14 protein-coding genes and 1 riboswitch are annotated in these 18,972 nt (G+C 63.2%); of the genes, 5 read left to right on the top strand and 9 right to left on the bottom strand.

Annotated features, from left to right (window positions below; all coding sequences use genetic code 11):
• Positions 1-205: 205 nt before the first annotated feature.
• From AB6803_RS19510 to AB6803_RS19530, 5 genes are all read right to left on the bottom strand, one after another.
• Entirely contained in the window at positions 206-1,606 is a 1,401-nt protein-coding gene (locus tag AB6803_RS19510; RefSeq protein ID WP_371110541.1) for a M48 family metalloprotease, read from the bottom strand.
• Between the two features lie 421 nt (positions 1,607-2,027).
• Positions 2,028-2,756: an ATP-binding cassette domain-containing protein gene (locus AB6803_RS19515; protein ID WP_371110429.1), complete on the bottom strand. Its 729-nt coding sequence runs from the start codon at positions 2,754-2,756 to the stop codon at positions 2,028-2,030.
• The gene (gene thiP, locus AB6803_RS19520) at positions 2,749-4,389 is read right to left on the bottom strand and encodes a thiamine/thiamine pyrophosphate ABC transporter permease ThiP (RefSeq protein WP_371110430.1); all 1,641 of its coding nucleotides are present in this window, start codon (positions 4,387-4,389) and stop codon (positions 2,749-2,751) included. The genes AB6803_RS19515 and thiP overlap by 8 nt, the downstream gene beginning before the upstream one ends.
• 7 nt (positions 4,390-4,396) lie before the next feature.
• A complete protein-coding gene (gene thiB / locus AB6803_RS19525) occupies positions 4,397-5,425 on the bottom strand; it encodes a thiamine ABC transporter substrate binding subunit (protein ID WP_371110431.1) in 1,029 nt (342 codons plus the stop codon).
• Positions 5,426-5,474: 49 nt separating this feature from the next.
• A riboswitch (TPP riboswitch) is annotated at positions 5,475-5,591 on the bottom strand.
• A gap of 71 nt (positions 5,592-5,662) precedes the next feature.
• Complete coding sequence (locus AB6803_RS19530; RefSeq protein ID WP_371110432.1) at positions 5,663-7,198, bottom strand: MDR family MFS transporter; 1,536 nt, start codon at positions 7,196-7,198, stop codon at positions 5,663-5,665.
• Between the two features lie 217 nt (positions 7,199-7,415).
• Between AB6803_RS19530 and AB6803_RS19535 the strand changes: the two genes are divergently transcribed.
• From AB6803_RS19535 to AB6803_RS19555, 5 genes are all read left to right on the top strand, one after another.
• On the top strand, positions 7,416-7,943 hold the full coding sequence (locus tag AB6803_RS19535; protein WP_371110433.1) for a MarR family winged helix-turn-helix transcriptional regulator: 528 nt from the start codon (positions 7,416-7,418) through the stop codon (positions 7,941-7,943).
• 64 nt (positions 7,944-8,007) lie between these two features.
• Positions 8,008-8,661, top strand: coding sequence for a thiamine diphosphokinase (locus AB6803_RS19540; RefSeq protein WP_047468814.1), 654 nt, complete (start codon positions 8,008-8,010; stop codon positions 8,659-8,661).
• Between the two features lie 2 nt (positions 8,662-8,663).
• Entirely contained in the window at positions 8,664-10,493 is a 1,830-nt protein-coding gene (locus AB6803_RS19545) for an ABC-F family ATP-binding cassette domain-containing protein (protein WP_371110434.1), read from the top strand.
• A 354-nt stretch (positions 10,494-10,847) separates the two neighbouring features.
• Entirely contained in the window at positions 10,848-12,044 is a 1,197-nt protein-coding gene (locus AB6803_RS19550) for an efflux RND transporter periplasmic adaptor subunit (RefSeq protein ID WP_371110435.1), read from the top strand.
• Complete coding sequence (locus tag AB6803_RS19555; protein WP_371110436.1) at positions 12,041-15,220, top strand: efflux RND transporter permease subunit; 3,180 nt, start codon at positions 12,041-12,043, stop codon at positions 15,218-15,220. Before AB6803_RS19550 ends, AB6803_RS19555 begins: the two co-directional genes overlap by 4 nt.
• A gap of 6 nt (positions 15,221-15,226) precedes the next feature.
• Here the strand turns inward: AB6803_RS19555 and AB6803_RS19560 are convergent, their stop codons facing one another.
• From AB6803_RS19560 to AB6803_RS19575, 4 genes are read right to left on the bottom strand one after another with little or no spacing between them, the layout of a single operon-like run.
• Entirely contained in the window at positions 15,227-15,955 is a 729-nt protein-coding gene (locus AB6803_RS19560; RefSeq protein ID WP_371110437.1) for an SIS domain-containing protein, read from the bottom strand.
• Positions 15,956-15,977: 22 nt separating this feature from the next.
• On the bottom strand, positions 15,978-17,135 hold the full coding sequence (gene nagA, locus AB6803_RS19565; RefSeq protein ID WP_371110438.1) for an N-acetylglucosamine-6-phosphate deacetylase: 1,158 nt from the start codon (positions 17,133-17,135) through the stop codon (positions 15,978-15,980).
• Complete coding sequence (locus AB6803_RS19570; RefSeq protein WP_371110439.1) at positions 17,135-18,166, bottom strand: SIS domain-containing protein; 1,032 nt, start codon at positions 18,164-18,166, stop codon at positions 17,135-17,137. The genes nagA and AB6803_RS19570 overlap by 1 nt, the downstream gene beginning before the upstream one ends.
• Positions 18,163-18,936 carry a GntR family transcriptional regulator gene (locus AB6803_RS19575; RefSeq protein WP_034522003.1) on the bottom strand — a complete coding sequence of 258 codons (774 nt, stop codon included), beginning with the start codon at positions 18,934-18,936 and terminating at the stop codon, positions 18,163-18,165. Before AB6803_RS19575 ends, AB6803_RS19570 begins: the two co-directional genes overlap by 4 nt.
• Positions 18,937-18,972: the final 36 nt, after the last annotated feature.

Genomic DNA, 18,972 nt, shown 5'->3' on the forward strand with positions numbered 1-18,972 from the left:
GGGAGCGTTCGTTCCCAATGCCTTTGATGCGGGTTAAGGCAGTTTAGCCGTAACCCGCGCATACCGTGCGCCTTCTCCCCGTAGGGGCGAAGCCGAGGTTTCTCTTGAGCGCTTCAACGCTTCATGGAAGCGCAGAAACGCTCCATCTCTTTGTTTTGACGCAATTCCGGACGGAAAGCCGCAGCACGGTTTTCCTGGAATTGCGCTATTCCGAGATAATCTTGACCTTGTCGCCGGGCGCAATCGAGGCGCCGGTCGGCAGCGCATTGATCAGCTTGAAAAGATCGAGCTTGCGATCGGTGCCCATCATCCGGGCGGCGAGCGTGGTGATGGTGTCTCCCGCCTTGACGGTGACGACGCGCACGCGCAGCGGCTTCAGCGACGAGGCCTCTTCCGGTGTCATATGCCGGAAGCTTGAGCGCAGCACATCGGCGGTCTGCTCGAGCTGGGTGATGTTGCCCTTCGGCACTGCCGTCAGGAAGCGGAAGATCTGCGCACGATCGCGCACGACGGTGACGTCGAAATCCCAGCGGTCGGCCGAGGCGCGGGCAGTTGTCGCTTCCATGCCGTTGACCGTGATCGGCTTGATCGATGTCGGGTCGAGGCCGGTGACCCAGCCGCTGGAAATATAATTCGTCAGGTTCTGGTTCTGGCTGTCGGCAACACCATCGAAGCGGATGGCGATATCGCCCGGGCCTGTCGCCATGACTGCCTCGACCTTATTGTCGATGCGGAAGTCGGGCGGCACGTCGAAGCGGATGCCGAGCCCGCCATGCAGGAAGGTCTGGCCGCGCACATAACCTTCCTCCGGGCTGTCGCCATAGAGCAGGCCATCAATGCCGTTGAGATAGTAATCGCGTCCGGTGTCGCCGACCTTGCCTTCCTCGCCGAATTCGCGGGCATGCGCCTTGGCGAGATCGATGCGCTGCGGCGTGCTCGGATGGCTCGACAGGAAGTCCAGGCTCTGGTCGGCGTCGGAATTCGCCGTCATGAAGCGGCTGTAGTCTTCCATCGCATTGAGGAAGCGCGCTGCTGCGTAAGGGTCGTAGCCGGCCTGGCCAAGCGTGCGGATGCCGATCTCGTCGGCCTGCAGCTCCTGCTGGCGCGAGAAGGCGGCGAGCCGCAGCTTGCCGCGAGCGAGTGCCTGCTTGCCGGCGAGATCGCTCGACAGGACCTCGGCGACGACGCGGCTGGCGATGACCTCGGCCTCTTCGCGCTTCTGGCGCTCGATACCATGATTGGCGGTGACGTGCGCCATCTCGTGCGACAGCACGGCGGCGACTTCCGAGGCGTCGTTGGCAAGCGCCAGCAGGCCGCGCGTGACATAGAGATAGCCGCCGGGCAGCGCGAAAGCGTTGATCGAGGGCGAATTCAGGATGGTGATGCGGTAGGACTGCTGCGGATTTTCCGAGACGCTGGTGAGCGCGCCGGCGATGCGGGCAACGAGGCGCTCGGTCTTGGCGTCCTTATATTCGCCGCCGTAACTTGCCAGAATACGGGGATGCTCGCGGGCGCCCATCTGCGCGCGCGGATCGTTCTTCTGCACTTCGGAGACGATCTGCGGATTGGCCGAAGGCGACACGTTCGGCTGATAGGACTGGTCCATCACCGACTGGCAGCTATTGAGCACCGTCGCGGCGAGAAAGACGAGAGCGAAGCGGCGCGCATGGGCCGCGGTAGTCGCACTGATCCTTCGTCCCGCGTGCTTACTCTGCTTCAGTGCCTGTATCCCACTCATCTCGCTGCCATACCGGCTGGGCGCCAACTTTGTTTGATCATGCCAGACTTGCTTACTCATGATCGGGCCGATCATAGCCGCGTGTCGTTTAAGATTGCATCCATCGCGATCAGACCTGAGTCCAACCGGATGATCCAAGCTTTTGCTGTAGCCGATTTCGGCAGCCATTGCATAGCGAGACTCCGCTTAATTGTGACTGCGTTGTATTTTGGCAAGCATTTACCAGGACTTTCAACCGGATGCCGCGACGAAATTAAGGCAAAATCGCCGCTGAAATGCTGCATTGCGCCTAATGTTGTAAAAATGTGGTCAGCGCCGGGATGCCGTCCTGGGTCAGGAAGCGGTCGATGGGGGCCGAAAGCCGGATCGCGCCGCCGTCAATGAAGACGGCGTGATCGGCAAGACGCCGGACTTCCGAGGGATCATGCGAGACAATCAGCACCGTATTGCCGGTTTCGCAGTGGAGCGTGGCCAGAAGCTCGGCCATGCCGGAGCGCAGGCCGGGATCAAGCGCGGCAAAGGGTTCGTCGAGCAGCAGGATCGGCTTGTCGCGCACCAGTGCCCGGGCAAAGGCGGCGCGTTGCCGTTCGCCACCGGACAGCGAGCCCGGCTTGCGCCGCTCGAAACCGGCAAGGCCGACACGCGCCAAAGCTTCCGATATCCGTTTCCGATCCTCCGTCGAAAGCTTCAGTGACGGGTTGATGCCGAGGCCGACATTGGTGAAGAGATCGAGATGGGCGAAGAGGTTGTTGTCCTGGAAGACCAGCGACACCGGCCGTTCGGAGGGGGGCAGGCCTGTCGCGTCCTGCCCGGCGAGCAGAATGCGGCCACGGTCCGGCGTCTCGAAGCCGGCGAGCAGATTGAGGAAGGTCGACTTGCCCGATCCGGATGGGCCGGTGATGGCGATGATCTTGCCTTGCGGCAGATCGCAGTCGAAGCGGAAATCATGCGTACCGAGCCGCAGCTCGACGCCGGTCATCGCAATGCTCCGTTCCGCCATGTCTTGCCCGTCAGTCATTCCGTCTGCCTTCGTCCTCATGCCTGCCCTGTCCGGCTGTGCCGGCGATGGTCAGCAGAAGACATACCAGCCCCAGGATGAAAGCAAGCCCGTCGGCATCGTTGGTGCGATAGCTGCCGAGCTTGCTGTAGACCAGCCAGGGCAGCGTCATCAGGCTGTCGGAGCCGAAAAGAGCGACGGCGCCGAGATCGCCGAGCGACAGCGCCATGGCGAAGGAGAGGGCCGTGAAGAAGGGTTTGCGCAGGCCGGGCCAGTCGACGAGGCGCAGCCGCGCCGCGCCTTGAAGCCCGAGACTGGCGGCCAGGCGTTCGGTGCGGCGGCGATGAATGACATAGGCCGGCTCGATGACGCGGATGACGAAAGGCAGCGCCATCAGGGCGTTGATGACGATAATCAGCAGGGCGGCGAAGCGGGCGGGATCTCCAAGTGGCCGCAGCGCCAGAAACCATCCGGTCGCCAGCACGATCGGCGGCACCAGAAGAACCAGCGAGGAGGTGCCGCTCAGGACCATCGCCAACCCGCGCAGGCCGGGTGTTTTTCGGCGTTCGGCCGATATGGTCGCGCGGGCGCGGACAATGGCGAAGGCGGTCAGAACTGCCAGGAGGCCGGCGGCAAGGGCGATGGCAAGGCTCGTTGCAGTCGCCTGCAGGAAGATCGTCTGGCTGACGAGCTTGATAAGATCGGCCTTAACGCCAGTGACGACGACCGAGGCGAGCGGCAGGCCGATGAACAAAGTGGCAAGCAGCAGCAAAGCGCCGTCGATCCATCTCGCGGCAGGCAATGTCCCATCGATCCGCCGTGTCGCGCGGCCGCTCGTCAGCCCGTGATCGTCCGGTGCCGGCATCAGCGCCATCGCGCCGAGAATGGCGGCGGTGACGGCGATTTGCAGCAGTGACAGCGTGACGGCCCGGCCGGGATCGAAATCGAAGCGCAGCGCCTGGTAGATCGCCACCTCGATCGTGGTTGCCGCCGGGCCACCGCCGAGCGTCAGTACCAGCGTGAAGCTGGTGGCGCAGAGCATGAAGATCAGGCCGGCGATACCAGGAATGAGGCCGCGCAGCACCGGCCATTCGATGAAACGGAAGACGGAAGCGGGGCGCATGCCGAGCCCACCGGCCATCAGCCAATATTCCGCCGGCACGCGCTCCAACCCAGCCAGCATCAGGCGGGCGGCCAGCGGCAAATTGAAGAAGACATGCGCGAGCAGGATGCCCGTCAGCCCGTAAATGCTGACCGGCTGCGACAGACCGAAGCCCGTCAGCGCCTGATTGAGAATGCCCTGACGTCCCCAAATGCCGAGCAAGCCGAGCGCACCGATCAGCACCGGCAGGCCCATGGGGACGGCCATCAGCCGGATCAGCCAGAGCCGGCCGGGAAAACGCGGCTGTCGGGCTAAAGCGCGGGCGACCGGGATCGCAAGGAGGATGGAGAGCAGGGTGGAAAGCGTCGCCTGCAGCAAGGTGAAGCGCAGGACGCGGAGAAGATAGGGATCGGCAAGCGGATTGCCGCTGCCGGATCCGATGCCGGCGGCAAGCAGGGTGACGATGGCGACACCGACAAAGACAGCGATGCCGGCGAGGCTGAATGCCCCGCCGGCAATGGCATGTCGTCTCTCGGGTGCCGTCAGGATCATGTCGACGTCAGTTGGTGCTGGTGGCAGCCAGCCATTCGTCGATCCAGGCCTTGCGGTTCTTCTCGACTTCGTCCGGGCTCATCAGAAAGGTCTTGGCGGGAACGACCAGCTTGCCGAAAGCATCCGGCAGCGGCTCGGAGGTTGCCGAGACCGGCATCATCCAGTTGTTGGTCGGGATCGTGTCCTGGAAGCCCGGCGAGACCATGAACTTCAGGAAATCGCGGGCGAGATCCTTGTTCGGCGACGACTTGATCAGGCCGGCCACTTCGATCTGGATGTAATGACCTTCGGAGAAGGAGGCTGCCTGATAGCGATCGGTCTTTTCTTCGATAACGTGATAGGCCGGCGACGTCGTATAGGAGAGCACCATCGGCGCTTCGCCCTTGGTGAAGAGGCCATAGGCCTCCGACCAGCCAGGCGTCACCGTCAGGATGCGGCCCTTGAGCTTCGTCCAGGCGTCTGCCGCCTTGTCGCCATAGACCGACTTGACCCAGAGCAGCAGGCCGAGGCCCGGCGTCGAGGTGCGCGGGTCTTCGATGACGATCTTCTGCGACGGATCGCCCTCGACCAGTTCCTTCAGGCTTTTCGGCGGGTTCTTGATGGTCTGAGTGTCGTAGATCACGGCGAAATGGCCGTAGTCATAGGGCACGAAAACGTCATCCTTGAAATCGCCGGGAACCTTGAGGGCCGATGTGTCGACGCCGCTCGTGTCGAACAGGCCGGTGTCCTTGGCCTCACTGACGAGGTTGGTGTCGAGGCCGAGAACGACGTCGGCCTTGGTGCCGACACCTTCCAGCTTCAGCCGGGAGAGCAGCGCCACGCCGTCGGTGACGCTGACGTAGTTGACCGTGCAGCCGCAGGTCTTCTCGAAGGCGGCCTTGACCTTGGCGCCCGGACCCCACTCGGCGGTGAAGCTTTCATAGGTGTAGATGGTGAGCGTCTTGTCGGCGGCCTCTGCGGCCTGCGCGGCAAGAAGCGTGGTGCCGGCGGCAAAGGCCAGGCCGGCAAAGAATGTCATCAGCGATCGGTTGGGCATGGCAGCGCCTCCTCTTGGTTTCGTCTTGAACGGGAAAAGGGCGCTATGATTTCGTCACGCGTCTAATCCCTCCGCCGGTGTTAGCCGGATCAGGTTCCGCGGGTTGGCTGGTGAAAGCCTCTCAGCCAGATATCCGATTGGATACAAGGCACCCCGTTAGAGCGTTGGCAGATTTAGCCCCGTGACGAAGGGATGACAAGGGGGATGATTCCCTTGTCGATTGCGAGGATGCGCGACTTACTCGGCGGCGTGGGCAACGGCCTGGCTGTCGATCTTCTTGGTGGCGCTCGGAAGCTGGACGTTCTTCAGCGTGAGCGCTGTCAGCAGACCGGCGAAGCAGATGGCGGCGGCGGTCATAAACAGCGGGCTGAAGGCGCTGGCGTAGGCGCTGGCGACCGCTTCGCGCGTGGCGTCCGGCAGGGCGGCCATCATCTTCGGCGTCAGCTCCTTGATGTTGGGAACACCGGGGATCGAGACGCCGACATTGCCGAGCTTGGCGGCGATGATGGCGCCGTAGATGGAGATGGCGATCGAGGCGCCACCCATGCGCGACAGCGTTACGGCGCCTGTGGCCGCTCCGACGTCGCGGCTGGCGGCGGTGTTCTGGATGCCGATGACCGGCACCTGCTGGGCAAGGCCGATGCCAATGCCATGCAGCAGCATCAAGGCGCCGATAAAGGCGATCGGCGTGCCGGCATGGACCTGTGCCAGTGTGGCGAAGGCGACGGTGCTGCAGGCGGCACTGGCAATGGCAAAGGGCTTGTAGCGACCCCTCGCCGAAATCAGCCGTCCGGCCGAGAGCGAGCCGCAGACGATGCCGCCGGTCAAGAGGATGAAGAGCAGGCCGGCGACCGATGGCGACAGGCCGGTCGTCGTCTGCAAAAAGAGCGCGAAATAATTGACCATGCCGATCGCGACCGCGCCGCTGGTGATCGAGATGATCAGAAGCAGGCCGAAGGTCGGGTTGTGGAACAGCGTCAGCGGCACGATCGGCTCCGGAGCGCGGCGTTCGACGAAGACCCATGCGAGTGCTGAGAGCGCGCCGAAGGCGATAATGCCGAGGCATTGCGGCGACAGCAGCGAACCGAAGAGCTCGGTGCCGTCTGCGGCAAGCACGATGCTGGTGGTGGTGAGCGCAAGCAGGATCGCGCCGGCATAGTCGATCTTCGGCTTACGGGCCGGCTTGCGGTAGGGCAGCATGAAGGCGAGGCCGGCAAGGACAATGAAGCCGATCGGTACGTTGACGAGGAAGATCGAGCGCCAGCCGAAGAGATCGCTCATCGTGCCGCCGAGAACTGGGCCGATGGCGCCGGACGCCATCAGGACCAGGCTGGAATAGCTCTGATAGCGGGCGCGCTCGCGCGGCTCGAAAAGATCGGCGTTGACGGCGAAGATCGACACCAGGATGCCACCACCGCCGAGGCCCTGCAGGACGCGGGCGGCGATCAGCGTATCCATCGAAACAGCAAGACCGCAGACGGCCGAGCCGACGGTAAAGATCGCGATCGCGGTCATCATCACATATTTGCGGCCGAAGAGGTCGCCGAGCTTGCCATAGACCGGCATGACGGCGGACAGGGACAGCAGATAGGCAGAGCCGATCCAGCCGAAACGCTCCAGATGTCCGAATTCACCGACGATCGTCGGCAGTGCCGTCGAGACGATCTGGTTGTCGAGCGTTGCCATGAACATGGCGGTCATCAGGAAGAGAAATAGGATAAGCCGGCGGCGGTGATCCGCAACGAGCGGCGCGGGCGTAGTCTGCATGTCCATGGAACGAGAAATCCGAGCTTGCCTGGAGTGCCGCGCGTTCGACCGAACGGGCATGGGTCGCTCCAGTTCCTGAATCCGCAGCATCTTGCTTTCGGGTAGGCTATTCGAGGGCAACATGTTGCAAGGCAATATATGTGCTATTGGCATATAATTGTCAACGGCAGATGAATGCCGTTTGCATATTTTAATGTCTGCCCATCTTTGATATGCTGGCGGAATGACATCAGCAACGACCACACGAGAAATTGAAGCTACGCCGCTGCCTGAAGACGAGAACCTGCTGCGCATCGGCCAGGTGATGACGCGTATGCGCCTGATGACGGGCCGCCGCATGATCGGGCGGCTGGCGATCCAGAACGTTGCGCCGGGCCTGGAGCTTTCGCATCTCGACGTCATCGATGCTGTCAGGCGGGCGGAAGTGTCCGGTGAAGTGACCGTCGGGGCAATCGCCGAGATCCTGCGCATCGACCCCTCGCGGGCAAGCCGCATCGTGGCGGAGATGGTGACGCGCGGCGTGCTGCGCCGCAAGGCATCGCAGGCTGATGCGCGGCGCATCGTGGTGGTACTGACGACGCTCGGCCAAAGGTTGCTCGCCGAAATCCAGGCGCAGAAATTTGCCCTCATCGAAGGCATTCTCGCCGATTGGCCAGCCGAGGATATCGAGGTCTTTTCGCACCTGTTCGACCGTTTCATCGGCGGCTATGAGCATGCTTTTCAGACGCGTCTCAAGGAAACGGGAGACTGAATGGCGGCTTGGCGCTGAAGAGCGCTCTTCCTAGGGACATGTCTTTGCGCTATGGGCTTGGCACATGAGCCAATCCACGACCTTCACCATCCTACTCGGCGGCGAGTTGCGCCTGACGGACCGGCTGCGCGCTGAGACGGCCGGCAGCCGTTTCATCGCGGCGGATGGCGGCATGCGCCATGCGGTGGCGCTGAATGCGACGCCCGAGCTCTGGGTCGGCGATTTCGACTCGACACCGCCGGATCTGCGCGGCGCCTTTCCCGATGTGCCGAAGCAGCCCTATCCGGCGGCGAAGGCGGCGACGGACGGCGAGATCGCCATAACGGAAGCGATCGATCGCGGCGCCAAGCGGCTGATCCTTGCCGGTGCCATGGGCGGAGAGCGTTCGGATCATGCGATCCAGCACTTGCTCTACGGCATCCAGCTTGCCGAAAAGGGCTTCGACGTGCTGTTGACCTCGGGCGACGAGGAGGCGGTGCCGCTGCTGCCGGGCGACATGGAGCTGGCGCTGCCCTCCGGCTCGCTGTTTTCCGTTCTCGGCTTCAGCGATCTGACGGGGCTGTTCATTCATAACGTCCGCTATCCCTTGCGCGATTTCAATCTGCCCTTCGGGGCGTCGCGCACCATTTCCAATGTTGCGGAAGGCGCTGTGCGCTTTTCGCTCGGCAGCGGCAGGGCGATCGTCCTTGCCCGCCCTTATGATCTTACCGGAGTCTGATCTTGGCCCCTCCTATTTTGAAACTCGACGATATCTTCCTGAGCTTCGGCGGCGCGCCACTTCTGGCCGGAGCCGGGCTGCAGGTGGAGCCGGGTGACAAGATCTGCCTGGTCGGCCGCAACGGTTCGGGCAAGTCGACGCTCCTGAAGATCGCCGCCGGCATGGTCGAGGCGCAGTCCGGCGAAGTGTTCCGTCATCCGTCGTCGACCGTGCGCTATCTCGAGCAGGCACCGGATTTCGGCGATTACAAGACGGTAGCCGCCTATGCCGAGGCCGGGCTCGGGCCGGGCGACGATCCCTATCGCGTCACCTATCTGCTCTCCCACCTTGGCCTCACGGGCGAGGAAGATCCGAAGACGCTCTCCGGCGGCGAAGCGCGCCGCGCGGCGCTTGCCCGCGTCATGGCGCCGGAACCGGATATTCTTCTGCTCGACGAGCCGACCAACCATCTGGACCTGCCGACCATCGAGTGGCTGGAAGGCGAGCTGCAGAAGACCCGCAGCGCCCTGGTCTTGATCTCGCACGACCGTCGGTTCCTCGAAAAAGTCTCCACCGCAACCGTCTGGCTCGATCGCGGCACCTCGCGGCGGCTGGACAGGGGCTTTGCCCATTTCGAAGCCTGGCGCGACCAGGTGCTGGAGGCCGAAGAGCTGGAGCAACACAAGCTCGGCAAGGCGATCGAACGTGAGGAACATTGGCTGCGCTATGGCGTGACCGCCAGGCGCAAGCGCAACATGCGCCGCCTCGGCGAGTTGCAGGACATGCGCTCGCGCCATCGTGGCCACAGGGGCGCGCTTGGTTCGGTGCAGGCATCCGCGGCCGATGCGCAGGAGAGCGGCAAGCTGGTGATCGAAGCGGACAAGATCACCAAGGCCTATGATGAGCGCGTCATCGTCGCACCGTTCTCGATCCGCGTGCATCGTGGGGATTGCATCGGTCTCGTCGGCCCGAACGGCGCCGGCAAGACGACGTTGCTGAAGATGCTGACCGGCCAATTGAAGCCGGATAGCGGCAAGGTGAAGCTCGGCACCAATCTGGAGATCGCAACGCTCGACCAGAAGCGCGAGGAGCTCAATCCGGAGGATACGCTCGCCAACTATCTGACCGACGGGCGCGGCGAAAACCTGCTGGTCAACGGCGAGCAGCGGCATGTCACCGGCTATATGAAGGAATTTCTGTTCCAGCCGGAACAGGCCCGCACGCCGATCAAGAATCTCTCCGGCGGCGAGCGCGCCCGGCTGATGCTGGCGCGCATCCTGTCGCGGCCGACCAATCTTCTGATCCTCGACGAACCGACCAACGACCTCGACATCGAGACGCTGGACCTGCTGCAGGAGATCGTCGCCGGCTTCAACGGCACCGTCATCCTCGTCAGCCACGACCGCGATTTCCTCGACCGCACCGTGACCTCGACCATTGCGCCGGCCAATCCGGATGATCCGGACGGCCGCTGGATCGAATATGCCGGCGGTTATTCCGATATGCTCGTACAACGCAAGGGCGCGCTGGAGGAGCGCAAGCGAGCTGAAAAGGCCGCTGAGAAGCCGAAGACCGCCGGGACGTCAACGTCTGCTGCTGAGGCTTCGAAGGGCAAGGCAAAGCTCTCTTTCAAACAGAAATTTGCGCTCGAAAACCTGCCGAAGGAAATGGCCAAGGCGGAGGCGGAGATCGCTGCTCGCGAAAAGAAGATGGCCGATCCCAATCTCTTCACCAAGGATCCCTCGAGCTTCAACCGTCTGGCGGCCGAAATGGAAAAGCTGCGCGATAGCCTCACGAAGATGGAAGAGGAGTGGTTGGAGCTGGAAATGCTGCGCGAAGAGCTGGGAGGCTGATCGGCAACTGGCTCAGCGCCTAGCATTCATCTGGTGAATGGAGCTCCGCGGATCCACTTCATCCTATGGGTGTCCGCCTACATTAGAAAAAACAAATGGTTGCGCGTGGCTTGGCCACGCTAATCTCTGTTGTCGAATTCGATAAACCGTTTATACATTGTGGCGAAAGTACCAGCCCTTGGGCTGGATGATGCGTGGGTCGACACGACCTGCGATGCAGTGGGGAAGTCCGAAGGACCTGATTGGATTTGCCGTCAGTGGCGACAGGTCCTTCGCGGAAGATTGCAGGCAGACATGATGAACGCTTGACGCGGCTTCCAGCCGTGGGTGGCTTGTTGTTCTAGGGGGGCATTCATGCCGAAGACGCTGGCGCGTATCGCTATATTCAGCTTCACAATTGCTATTCTCACGGGGTCTCATCTCATGGGGTCTCAGGCGCTGGCGCAGAGCGCCCCGCCCGCCGCACCGGTCACGGTCGCCAAGCCCGTGGTTCGCGACGTCATCGACAGCGATGAGTTCATCGGACGCTTCCAGGCGGTTGACGAGGTCTCCGTTCGCTCGCGTATTGGTGGCTACCTGCAGGAAGTGCATTTCGAGGACGGCACCATGGTCAAGCAGGGAGACCTGCTCTTCGTCATCGACCAGCGGCCCTACGTCAACGCGCTGAACGAAGCCACAGCATCCCTGGAAGTCGCGAAATCGACGCTGACGAATGCCGATGCGCAGTTTACGCGCACACAGGCACTGGCGGGCACAGGCAGCCTGTCCGCATCCAATCTCGACGACCGCCGCCGCGACCTGATTTCGGCGCAGGCCAATGTCCGCGGTGCGCAGGCCTCCGTCGATCGTGCCTCGCTCGACATGGAATATACCAAGATCACTGCGCCGCTCAGCGGCCGCATCGACCGGCGCCTGATTTCGGTCGGCAATCTCGTTCAGGCCGATCAGACCGTGCTGACGACGATCGTCTCGCTCGACCCGATCGACTTCTATTTCGATGTCGATGAGCGCCGGCTGTTGTCCTATGCCGACGAGGCGCGCAAGCATGGCAGCGCCCTGCAGCAGGGTGGCGGCGGTCTCGATGTCACCGTGACGATTGCCGATGCTCGTCAGAAGGCATTCAAGGGCAAGCTCGATTTCGCGGAGAACCGCGTCGATAACCAGACCGGTACGATGCGGGTGCGTGCTCGCTTCCCCAATCCGGATTTCGTGCTGCAGCCAGGCCTCTTCGGACGTGTCCAGGTCGAGGGTTCCAACAGCTACAAGGCCATCCTCGTTCCCGACGAAGCCATCGGTTCCGATCAGAACCAGCGGGTCGTTTACACCGTCGGTACCGACGGCAGCGTGACGCCCAAAGCCGTCCGGCTCGGGCCGAAACTTTATGGCTACCGCGTCATTCGCGAGGGCATGACCGGCGACGAGACCATCGTCGTCAACGGGCTGATGCGTATCCGGCCCGGCGTCAAAGTCGCGCCGCAATTGATCGAGCTGCCTCAGGAGGCATCGAATCCTGACGCGCCAGCCCAGGCGGACCAGGGGACGGACCAATGAGGTTTTCCCATTTCTTCGTCGACCGGCCGATTTTCGCGTCGGTCCTGTCCATCGTGCTGCTGATCGTCGGCGGCATCGCCTATTTCCAGCTTCCCGTCGCGCAATATCCCGAGGTTGCGCCGCCGACCATCGTCATTCGAACATCCTATCCGGGCGCCGATTCCCAGACGATCGCCGATACGGTGGCGACGCCGATCGAGCAGGAGGTCAACGGTGTCGAGGACATGCTCTACATGTCCTCCTATTCCAGCGCCGACGGCTCGATGTCGCTCACCATCACCTTCAAGCTCGGCACCGATCTCGATAAGGCGCAAGTCCTGGTCCAGAACCGCGTCGCCATTGCCGAGCCGCGTCTGCCGGAAGAAGTCCGCCGCATCGGTATCACCACGGTCAAGAGCTCGCCCGACCTGATGATGGTCGTGCATCTGCTGTCGCCGAGCAACCGCTACGACCAGCTCTATATTTCCAACTATGCCCGCTCGCGCATCCGCGACCTTCTCGTTCGTCTCGACGGTGTCGGTGACGTGCAGCTCTTCGGCGAGCGGCAATATTCGCTGCGTATCTGGCTCGACCCGGAAAAGCTCGCTTCCTACGGCATGACCGCCGGCGATATCGTCCAGGCGTTGCGGGATCAGAACGTGCAGGTGTCTGGCGGCTCGATCGGCGGCCCGCCGGTCTCGGGCACCAACGCCTTTCAATATACGGTGACGACCCAGGGGCGTTTTTCCGATGCGCGGCAATTCCGCTACGTCATCGTCAAGGCGACGGATAGCGGCCGGCTCGTGCAGTTGCAGGACGTTGCGCGCATCGAGCTCGGGGCGCAGGATTACGTCACCAACAGCTATCTGAACGGCAGTCCGGCCGTTGCGCTCGGCGTCTTCGCCCGGCCCGGTACCAATGCGCTCGATGCCGCCGCCGACATCGAAAAGACGATGAAGAGCCTGGCGCAGGATTTCCCGCAGGGCCTCGAATATCGCATCATCTACAATCCGACCGAATTCATCGCGGAATCGATCAACGAGGTCTATAAGACGATCTTCGAAGCCGCCGTGCTCGTCGCCATTGTCGTTCTGGTCTTCCTGCAATCCTGGCGGACGGCGATCATTCCGATCGTCGCCATTCCTGTGTCGCTTATCGGTACCTTCGCCTTCCTGCTCGCCTTCGGCTTCTCGCTGAACATGCTGACGCTGTTCGGCCTGGTACTCGCCATCGGCATCGTCGTCGACGACGCGATCGTGGTCGTCGAAAATGTCGAGCGCAATCTGGCGCTCGGGATGACGCCGAAGGAGGCATCGCATGTGACGATGAACGAGGTCGGCACCGCCGTGCTGGCGATTTCGCTAGTGCTGATCGCCGTCTTCCTGCCGACGGCCTTCATCCCTGGTATAACGGGGCAGTTCTACCGGCAGTTCGCGGTGACCATCTCCATTGCGACGGCGATTTCCTGCCTGAATTCGCTGACGCTGTCGCCGGCGATCGCGGCGATCGTGCTGCGTCCGCACGACCACAAGAAATCCAACAATATTTTCTCGCGCTTCGGCCGCGCTCTCGGCGATGGCTTCAACCGGGGCTTCGAGGCGATGAGCCGGGGCTATTCCTGGGTTATCCGCCATCTCGTCACCACTTGGGTCGCGCTTGGCTGCGCCCTTCTCGTCTTCGTCGGGCTGCTCGGCGCGACATGGTACATGGGCAGGATCGTGCCGCAGGGCTTCGTACCCACCATGGACCAGGGCTATGCCATCGTCGTCGTGCAGCTGCCCGACGGCGCGTCGCTGGCGCGCACCAATGCGGTCATCGAGAAGGCAACCGCGATCATCAACAAGACGCCTGGCATCGAGAATGCCGTCGCCTTCGCCGGCTTCAACGGCGCGACCTTCACCAACGCCTCCAACTCTGGCGTCATCTTCACGCCGTTCAAACCCTTCGAGGAGCGCTTGAAGAGCGGGGAGACGGCCAGCAAGATCATCGGCCAGCTCTTCGGCAATCTGCAGGGCATTCAGGAGGCCTTTATCATCGCCATTCCGCCGCCCTCCATCCGCGGCGTCGGCAATTCGGGCGGCTTCAAGATGCAGATCATGGACCGGGAAAATCCCGACATGCGCCGCATCCTGCCGCTCGCCTACCAGATGATGGGAGCAGCGGCGCAGAACAAGGGCGTCAGCGGCGTCTTCACCACCTTTTCGGCCAACAGCCCGCAATATTTCCTGGCGGTCGACCGCGACAAGGCGCGGGCGCTGAATGTGCCGATCCCGAATATCTTCGAAACGCTGTCGATCAACCTCGGCACATCCTATGTCAACGACTTCAACGCCTTCGGCCGCGTCTACCAGGTGCGGGCGCAGGCCGATCAGCAATATCGCATGGACCGCGAGGATATTCTGGCGCTGAAGGTTCGCTCGGCCACCGGCGCGCTGGTGCCGCTCGGCACCCTCGTCGATATCCGCGATACGACCGGGCCTACGCTGGTACAGCGCTACAACATGTATGTCTCGGTTCCCCTCCAGGGTAACCCCGGGCCGGGCGTTTCGACCGGCACCGCCCTCGATACGATGGAAGGGCTGGCGAAGAACCTGTTGCCGACGGGCACGACCTTCGAATGGACGGAGCTTGCCTATCAGGAAAGGAATACCGGCAATACGGCGGTCTATATCTTCGCCCTGTCGGTTATCTTCGTCTTCCTGGCGCTTGCGGCCCAGTATGAAAGCTGGACTCTGCCGCTCGCCATCATCCTGATCGTGCCGCTGGCGGTGCTGGCTGCGTTGATCGGGGTGCATTTAAGGGGCATGGACAACAATATCCTGACGCAGATCGGCCTGATCGTGCTGATCGGGCTTGCGGCGAAGAACGCGATCCTGATCGTGGAATTTGCCCGTCAGGCGCAATTGGAGGGCAAAAATGCCGTCGATGCGGCGATCGAGGCCAGCCATCTGCGCCTGCGGCCGATCCTGATGACCGCCTTCGCCTTCATCTTCGGCGTCGTGCCGCTGATGATCGCCACCGGCCCCGGCGCTGAAATGCGCCAGTCGCTCGGCACGGCGGTCTTCTCCGGCATGCTCGGCGTGACGCTGTTCGGCCTGTTCCTGACCCCGGTCTTCTATGTCGTACTGCGCAGGGGGCGCAAGCAGCCGGAGGCTCCGGCGGCAGAGGCCGCGGTTCCGGACGCCGCCGTTCATTGATGCCGATCAAAGGTGAGGATTGCGCGGCCGGTATTTTTTCACCAGCTGCTGGTTGGTTTCCTTGGCGCCGGGCATGTTGGCGCTGAGATAGACCGGCGGGTCACCGTCCTTGGAAAGTTCGGCGGCGACTTCGGCGAAAATGGCGTTGAGCAGGGATGCGCCGATCGCGGTCGATGCCGGGCCGACCTTCAGCTCGCTCCCCGGTAGATCGATGATGGCATCCCCCGGCGGCAGGCCGTTGTCGAGCACGATGTCGGCGATATCGGCAAGCCTGCGGCGACCATTGGCGATGGCGGCGGAATAGGCAAGCGAAGTGATGGCGATGACGCTTGCGCCGATCTCGCGGCCATAATCGGCGGCCTCGACCGGGGCGGCATTGACGCCGGAATTGGAGGCGATGATCAGCACATCGCCGGGCTGCATGCCATAGCGTTCGAAAATCGGCCGGATCAGCCCTTCGGTGCGCTCATAGACGGAGCTGATGACGGCGCCCTCATGCAGCATGGCGGAGCCGACCAGCACGGGGATGGTGAAGGCGAGGCCACCGGCGCGATAATGCACTTCTTCCGCCAGCATATGCGAATGGCCGGTGCCGAAGACATAGACGCGGCGGTCGGCGCGGGCTGCCGTGCTGATGACGCTAGCCGCCTTTGCCATCGGCTCGGCAAGCACCTCGCGCAGGGTTTCCAGCCGGCCGATGAGGGCGGAGAAATAGCTGTCCGTGACTGCGGTCATCCCGAATTCCTCGTTTGTGGTCTCAGGCCGATGGCTGGCCCGAAATCCATGTCTTGGTGACCTCGATGCCATCGGTGATGTGGACCAGATCGGCGCGGACGCCGGGCGTCAGATAGCCGCGATCGACAAGCCGCAGGAAGCGGGCCGGATAGGAGGTCGCCATGCGCAGGGCTTCCGCCAGCGGCAGTTCGAGGATGTTGACGCCGTAGCGGATGGTCGAGGCCATATCGACATCGGAACCGGCGAGCGTGCCGTCATCCAAGGTCAGCTTCGAGCAGTAGCCGCCCCTAACGCGATAGACGGTGCGGTCGTTCAGCGTGAAACTGTCGAGAGCCGTGCCAACTAGCGACATGGCGTCGGTGACGAAGAACAGCCGGCCTTCGCCGCGCTTGGCGCGAAGAGCGACGCGCAGCGCGCGCGGATCGACGTGATGGCCGTCGGCGATGATGCCGCACCAGGGGGCGGGATGGTCGATTGCCGCGCCCACGAGGCCGGGCGCGCGATGACCCATCTGGCTCATGGCGTTGAAGAGATGGGTGACGCCGCGCGCGCCTGCGTCGAAGCGGGCGTCTGCCGCATCCGCCGTGCAATCGCTATGGCCGATGCTGACGATGACGCCGCCTTCGCTCAGCGCCTGCACCTGGCGTGCGGTCACCTGTTCCGCTGCCATGGTGATCAGCAGCGTGCCGATCGCCTCGCGGGCGCGGATGAAGGTCTTGACGTCGCTGTCTTCGACGGGGCGCATCAGTTCGGCCAGATGCGCGCCCTTGCGGGCCGGCGCCAGATGCGGGCCTTCGAGATGCAGGCCGGCGACGCCGCGATTGGCCTTGACGGCCTCAATTGCCGCTTCGATTGCCGCCGTGGTGGCGGCCGCGACATCGGTGATCAGCGTCGGCAGCAGCGCGGTGGTGCCAAAGGGGCGATGCCCCTCGGCGATCATGTACATGGATTCGGGCGATGGTTCGTCGTTCAGCATGCGGCCGCCGCCGCCGTTCACCTGCGCGTCGATAAAGCCGGGGGACAATACGCCGCCGGCAAGGCGGACCACCTCGGCGTTGTCGGGGACATCATTGGCGGCGGTGATCGCCTGCACCCGGCCGTTGCCGGTCACGAGCGCGCTATCCTCGTGAAACCGGTCGCCGTCGAAGATGCGCGCGCCGGTAAAGACCTGATAGTCCATCACATGGTCTCCGTCACCTTGAGAAGATTAGCCGGCTTGTCGGGGTCGAAGCCCTTGCGCCGCGTCACTGCTTCGATGAGGCGATAATAGCAGAGCAGCGACACCAGCGGGTCGAGCAGGCCGTTGCCGGTGGTGGGCATGCGCAGGTTGATGCCGGGGAGGGCCGCGGTGGAGAAGGAGACGGCGGTGGCGCCGAGCTTCTGCAGGCGCTCCAATGCCTGGGCATTGTTGGCGAAGGCCGCGTCGTCGGGCGAGAAGGCAACGATCGGAAAGCCCGGCTGCACCAGCCGCATCGGTCCATGCATCAGTTCTGCAAGCGAGAATGCCTCAGCATGCAGGCCGGCGGTTTCCTTGGCCTTGAGCGCTGCTTCCAGCGCTATGGCGAAGGCCGGGCCGCGGCCGCCGGTGTAGAGCGAGGTGGCGTTGAAGAGCACGTCCTCGGCCGCCTTGCCGTCGATACCCTGTGTCGCGGCCAATGCTTCCGGCAGTTTGGCGAGACCGGTGGCGAGCGCCTGGTCGCCCGAAATCGCTGCCGTGACGCCGGTCAGCGCCGCAACGGCTGCGATGAAGGATTTGGTGGCGGCGACGCTCTTTTCCGGGCCGGCATTCAGCCCGAGCACGATGTCGGCTTCCTTGGCGAGCGGGCTGTCGGTGACGTTGACGACGGCGATGGTCGTGGCGCCGCCGAGCTTGGCGGCGGCCTGCAACGCGATGATATCGGGGCTGCCGCCGGATTGCGACACGGTGAAGTGGATGCCGCCCTTCAGGTGCAGGGGTGTGCCATAGACCGAGGCGATCGACGGGCCGATCGAGGCGACGGGCACGCCGCAGGAGATTTCGAAGAGATATTTGAAGAAGGTCGCGGCATGGTCGGAAGAGCCGCGCGCCGCCGTGGTGATCAGGGATGGGCGGGTCGAGGAGACGAGCTTTGCGATTTCGGCAAAGACGGGCTTTTCCTTCTCAAGCAGGGTTGCGACCACGTCCGGCGACTGGCCGGCCTCGGTCAGCATCAAGGATTGGGCGTCGCTCATAGGTCTTCTCCGATTCTCAATTCAGCAACGAAATCGTAGGCATCGCCACGATAGTGCGAGCGGGTGTATTCAACGACGCGCTGGTCTTCCAGGCGCGAAATACGTTCGATCAAAAGCGCGGGTGCGCCGGATTTCACATTCAGGATCGACGCGGAGGACGGATCGAGCGTCACCGCCGTCAGTCGCTGCAACGCGCGGACCGGCTTGAAGCCGTTCCCCGCCAGCGCATCATAGAGCGAACCGTCGGAAACGGCATCCTCGCCGAGAAATTTGATCGGAACGACAGCGCGCTCGATGGCAAGCGGCTGGCCGTCCGCCAGGCGCAACCGGTCGAGCCGCAGCACAGGCTCATCGAGGCGAAGACCAAGTAGGAAGGATTCTTCCGGAGCGGGCGCGCTGACGGTGCGCGACAGGATTCTTGCGGCCGGCTCACGGCCGCGCGAGCGCATATCGGCGGAGAAGGAGGAGAGGCGCCAGAGCGATTGCTCGATACGCTCGACATGCTGCGACACGAAGGTGCCGCTGCCGTGGCGCGATTCGATGGCGCCAGAGGCAAGCAGGTCGCGGTAGGCGGTGCGGACGGTTACGCGGCCGACCTGGAGCGCTTCAGCAAGATCTCGTTCGCCCGGCAGCGCCGCTCCAGCTTTCAGCAGACCTTCCTGAATGAGGCCCGCAAGCGCTTGCGCCAGGCGCTTGTACAGCGGCCCGGTCCCGGCCTCGTCGCGCAGGCCACGGCTGTTCAGCTCGGCGATTAAACTGGTTCTATCCATGGAGATTACATAGAACCTATTTAGAACCACTCTGCA

Origin of the sequence: Rhizobium sp. RCC_161_2, from assembly GCF_041355235.1 — a bacterium.
Lineage (GTDB): Bacteria > Pseudomonadota > Alphaproteobacteria > Rhizobiales > Rhizobiaceae > Rhizobium.

Bases quoted from the DNA above. Each gene is read 5' to 3' on its own strand.
- AB6803_RS19510 (WP_371110541.1), bottom strand. From the start codon at position 1,606: ATGGACCAGTCCTATCAGCCGAACGTGTCGCCTTCGGCCAATCCGCAG.
- AB6803_RS19515 (WP_371110429.1), bottom strand. From the start codon at position 2,756: ATGACTGACGGGCAAGACATGGCGGAACGGAGCATTGCGATGACCGGC.
- thiP (WP_371110430.1), bottom strand. From the start codon at position 4,389: ATGATCCTGACGGCACCCGAGAGACGACATGCCATTGCCGGCGGGGCA.
- thiB (WP_371110431.1), bottom strand. From the start codon at position 5,425: ATGCCCAACCGATCGCTGATGACATTCTTTGCCGGCCTGGCCTTTGCC.
- AB6803_RS19530 (WP_371110432.1), bottom strand. From the start codon at position 7,198: ATGGACATGCAGACTACGCCCGCGCCGCTCGTTGCGGATCACCGCCGC.
- AB6803_RS19535 (WP_371110433.1), top strand. From the start codon at position 7,416: ATGACATCAGCAACGACCACACGAGAAATTGAAGCTACGCCGCTGCCT.
- AB6803_RS19540 (WP_047468814.1), top strand. From the start codon at position 8,008: ATGAGCCAATCCACGACCTTCACCATCCTACTCGGCGGCGAGTTGCGC.
- AB6803_RS19550 (WP_371110435.1), top strand. From the start codon at position 10,848: ATGCCGAAGACGCTGGCGCGTATCGCTATATTCAGCTTCACAATTGCT.
- AB6803_RS19555 (WP_371110436.1), top strand. From the start codon at position 12,041: ATGAGGTTTTCCCATTTCTTCGTCGACCGGCCGATTTTCGCGTCGGTC.
- AB6803_RS19560 (WP_371110437.1), bottom strand. From the start codon at position 15,955: ATGACCGCAGTCACGGACAGCTATTTCTCCGCCCTCATCGGCCGGCTG.
- nagA (WP_371110438.1), bottom strand. From the start codon at position 17,135: ATGGACTATCAGGTCTTTACCGGCGCGCGCATCTTCGACGGCGACCGG.
- AB6803_RS19570 (WP_371110439.1), bottom strand. From the start codon at position 18,166: ATGAGCGACGCCCAATCCTTGATGCTGACCGAGGCCGGCCAGTCGCCG.
- AB6803_RS19575 (WP_034522003.1), bottom strand. From the start codon at position 18,936: ATGGATAGAACCAGTTTAATCGCCGAGCTGAACAGCCGTGGCCTGCGC.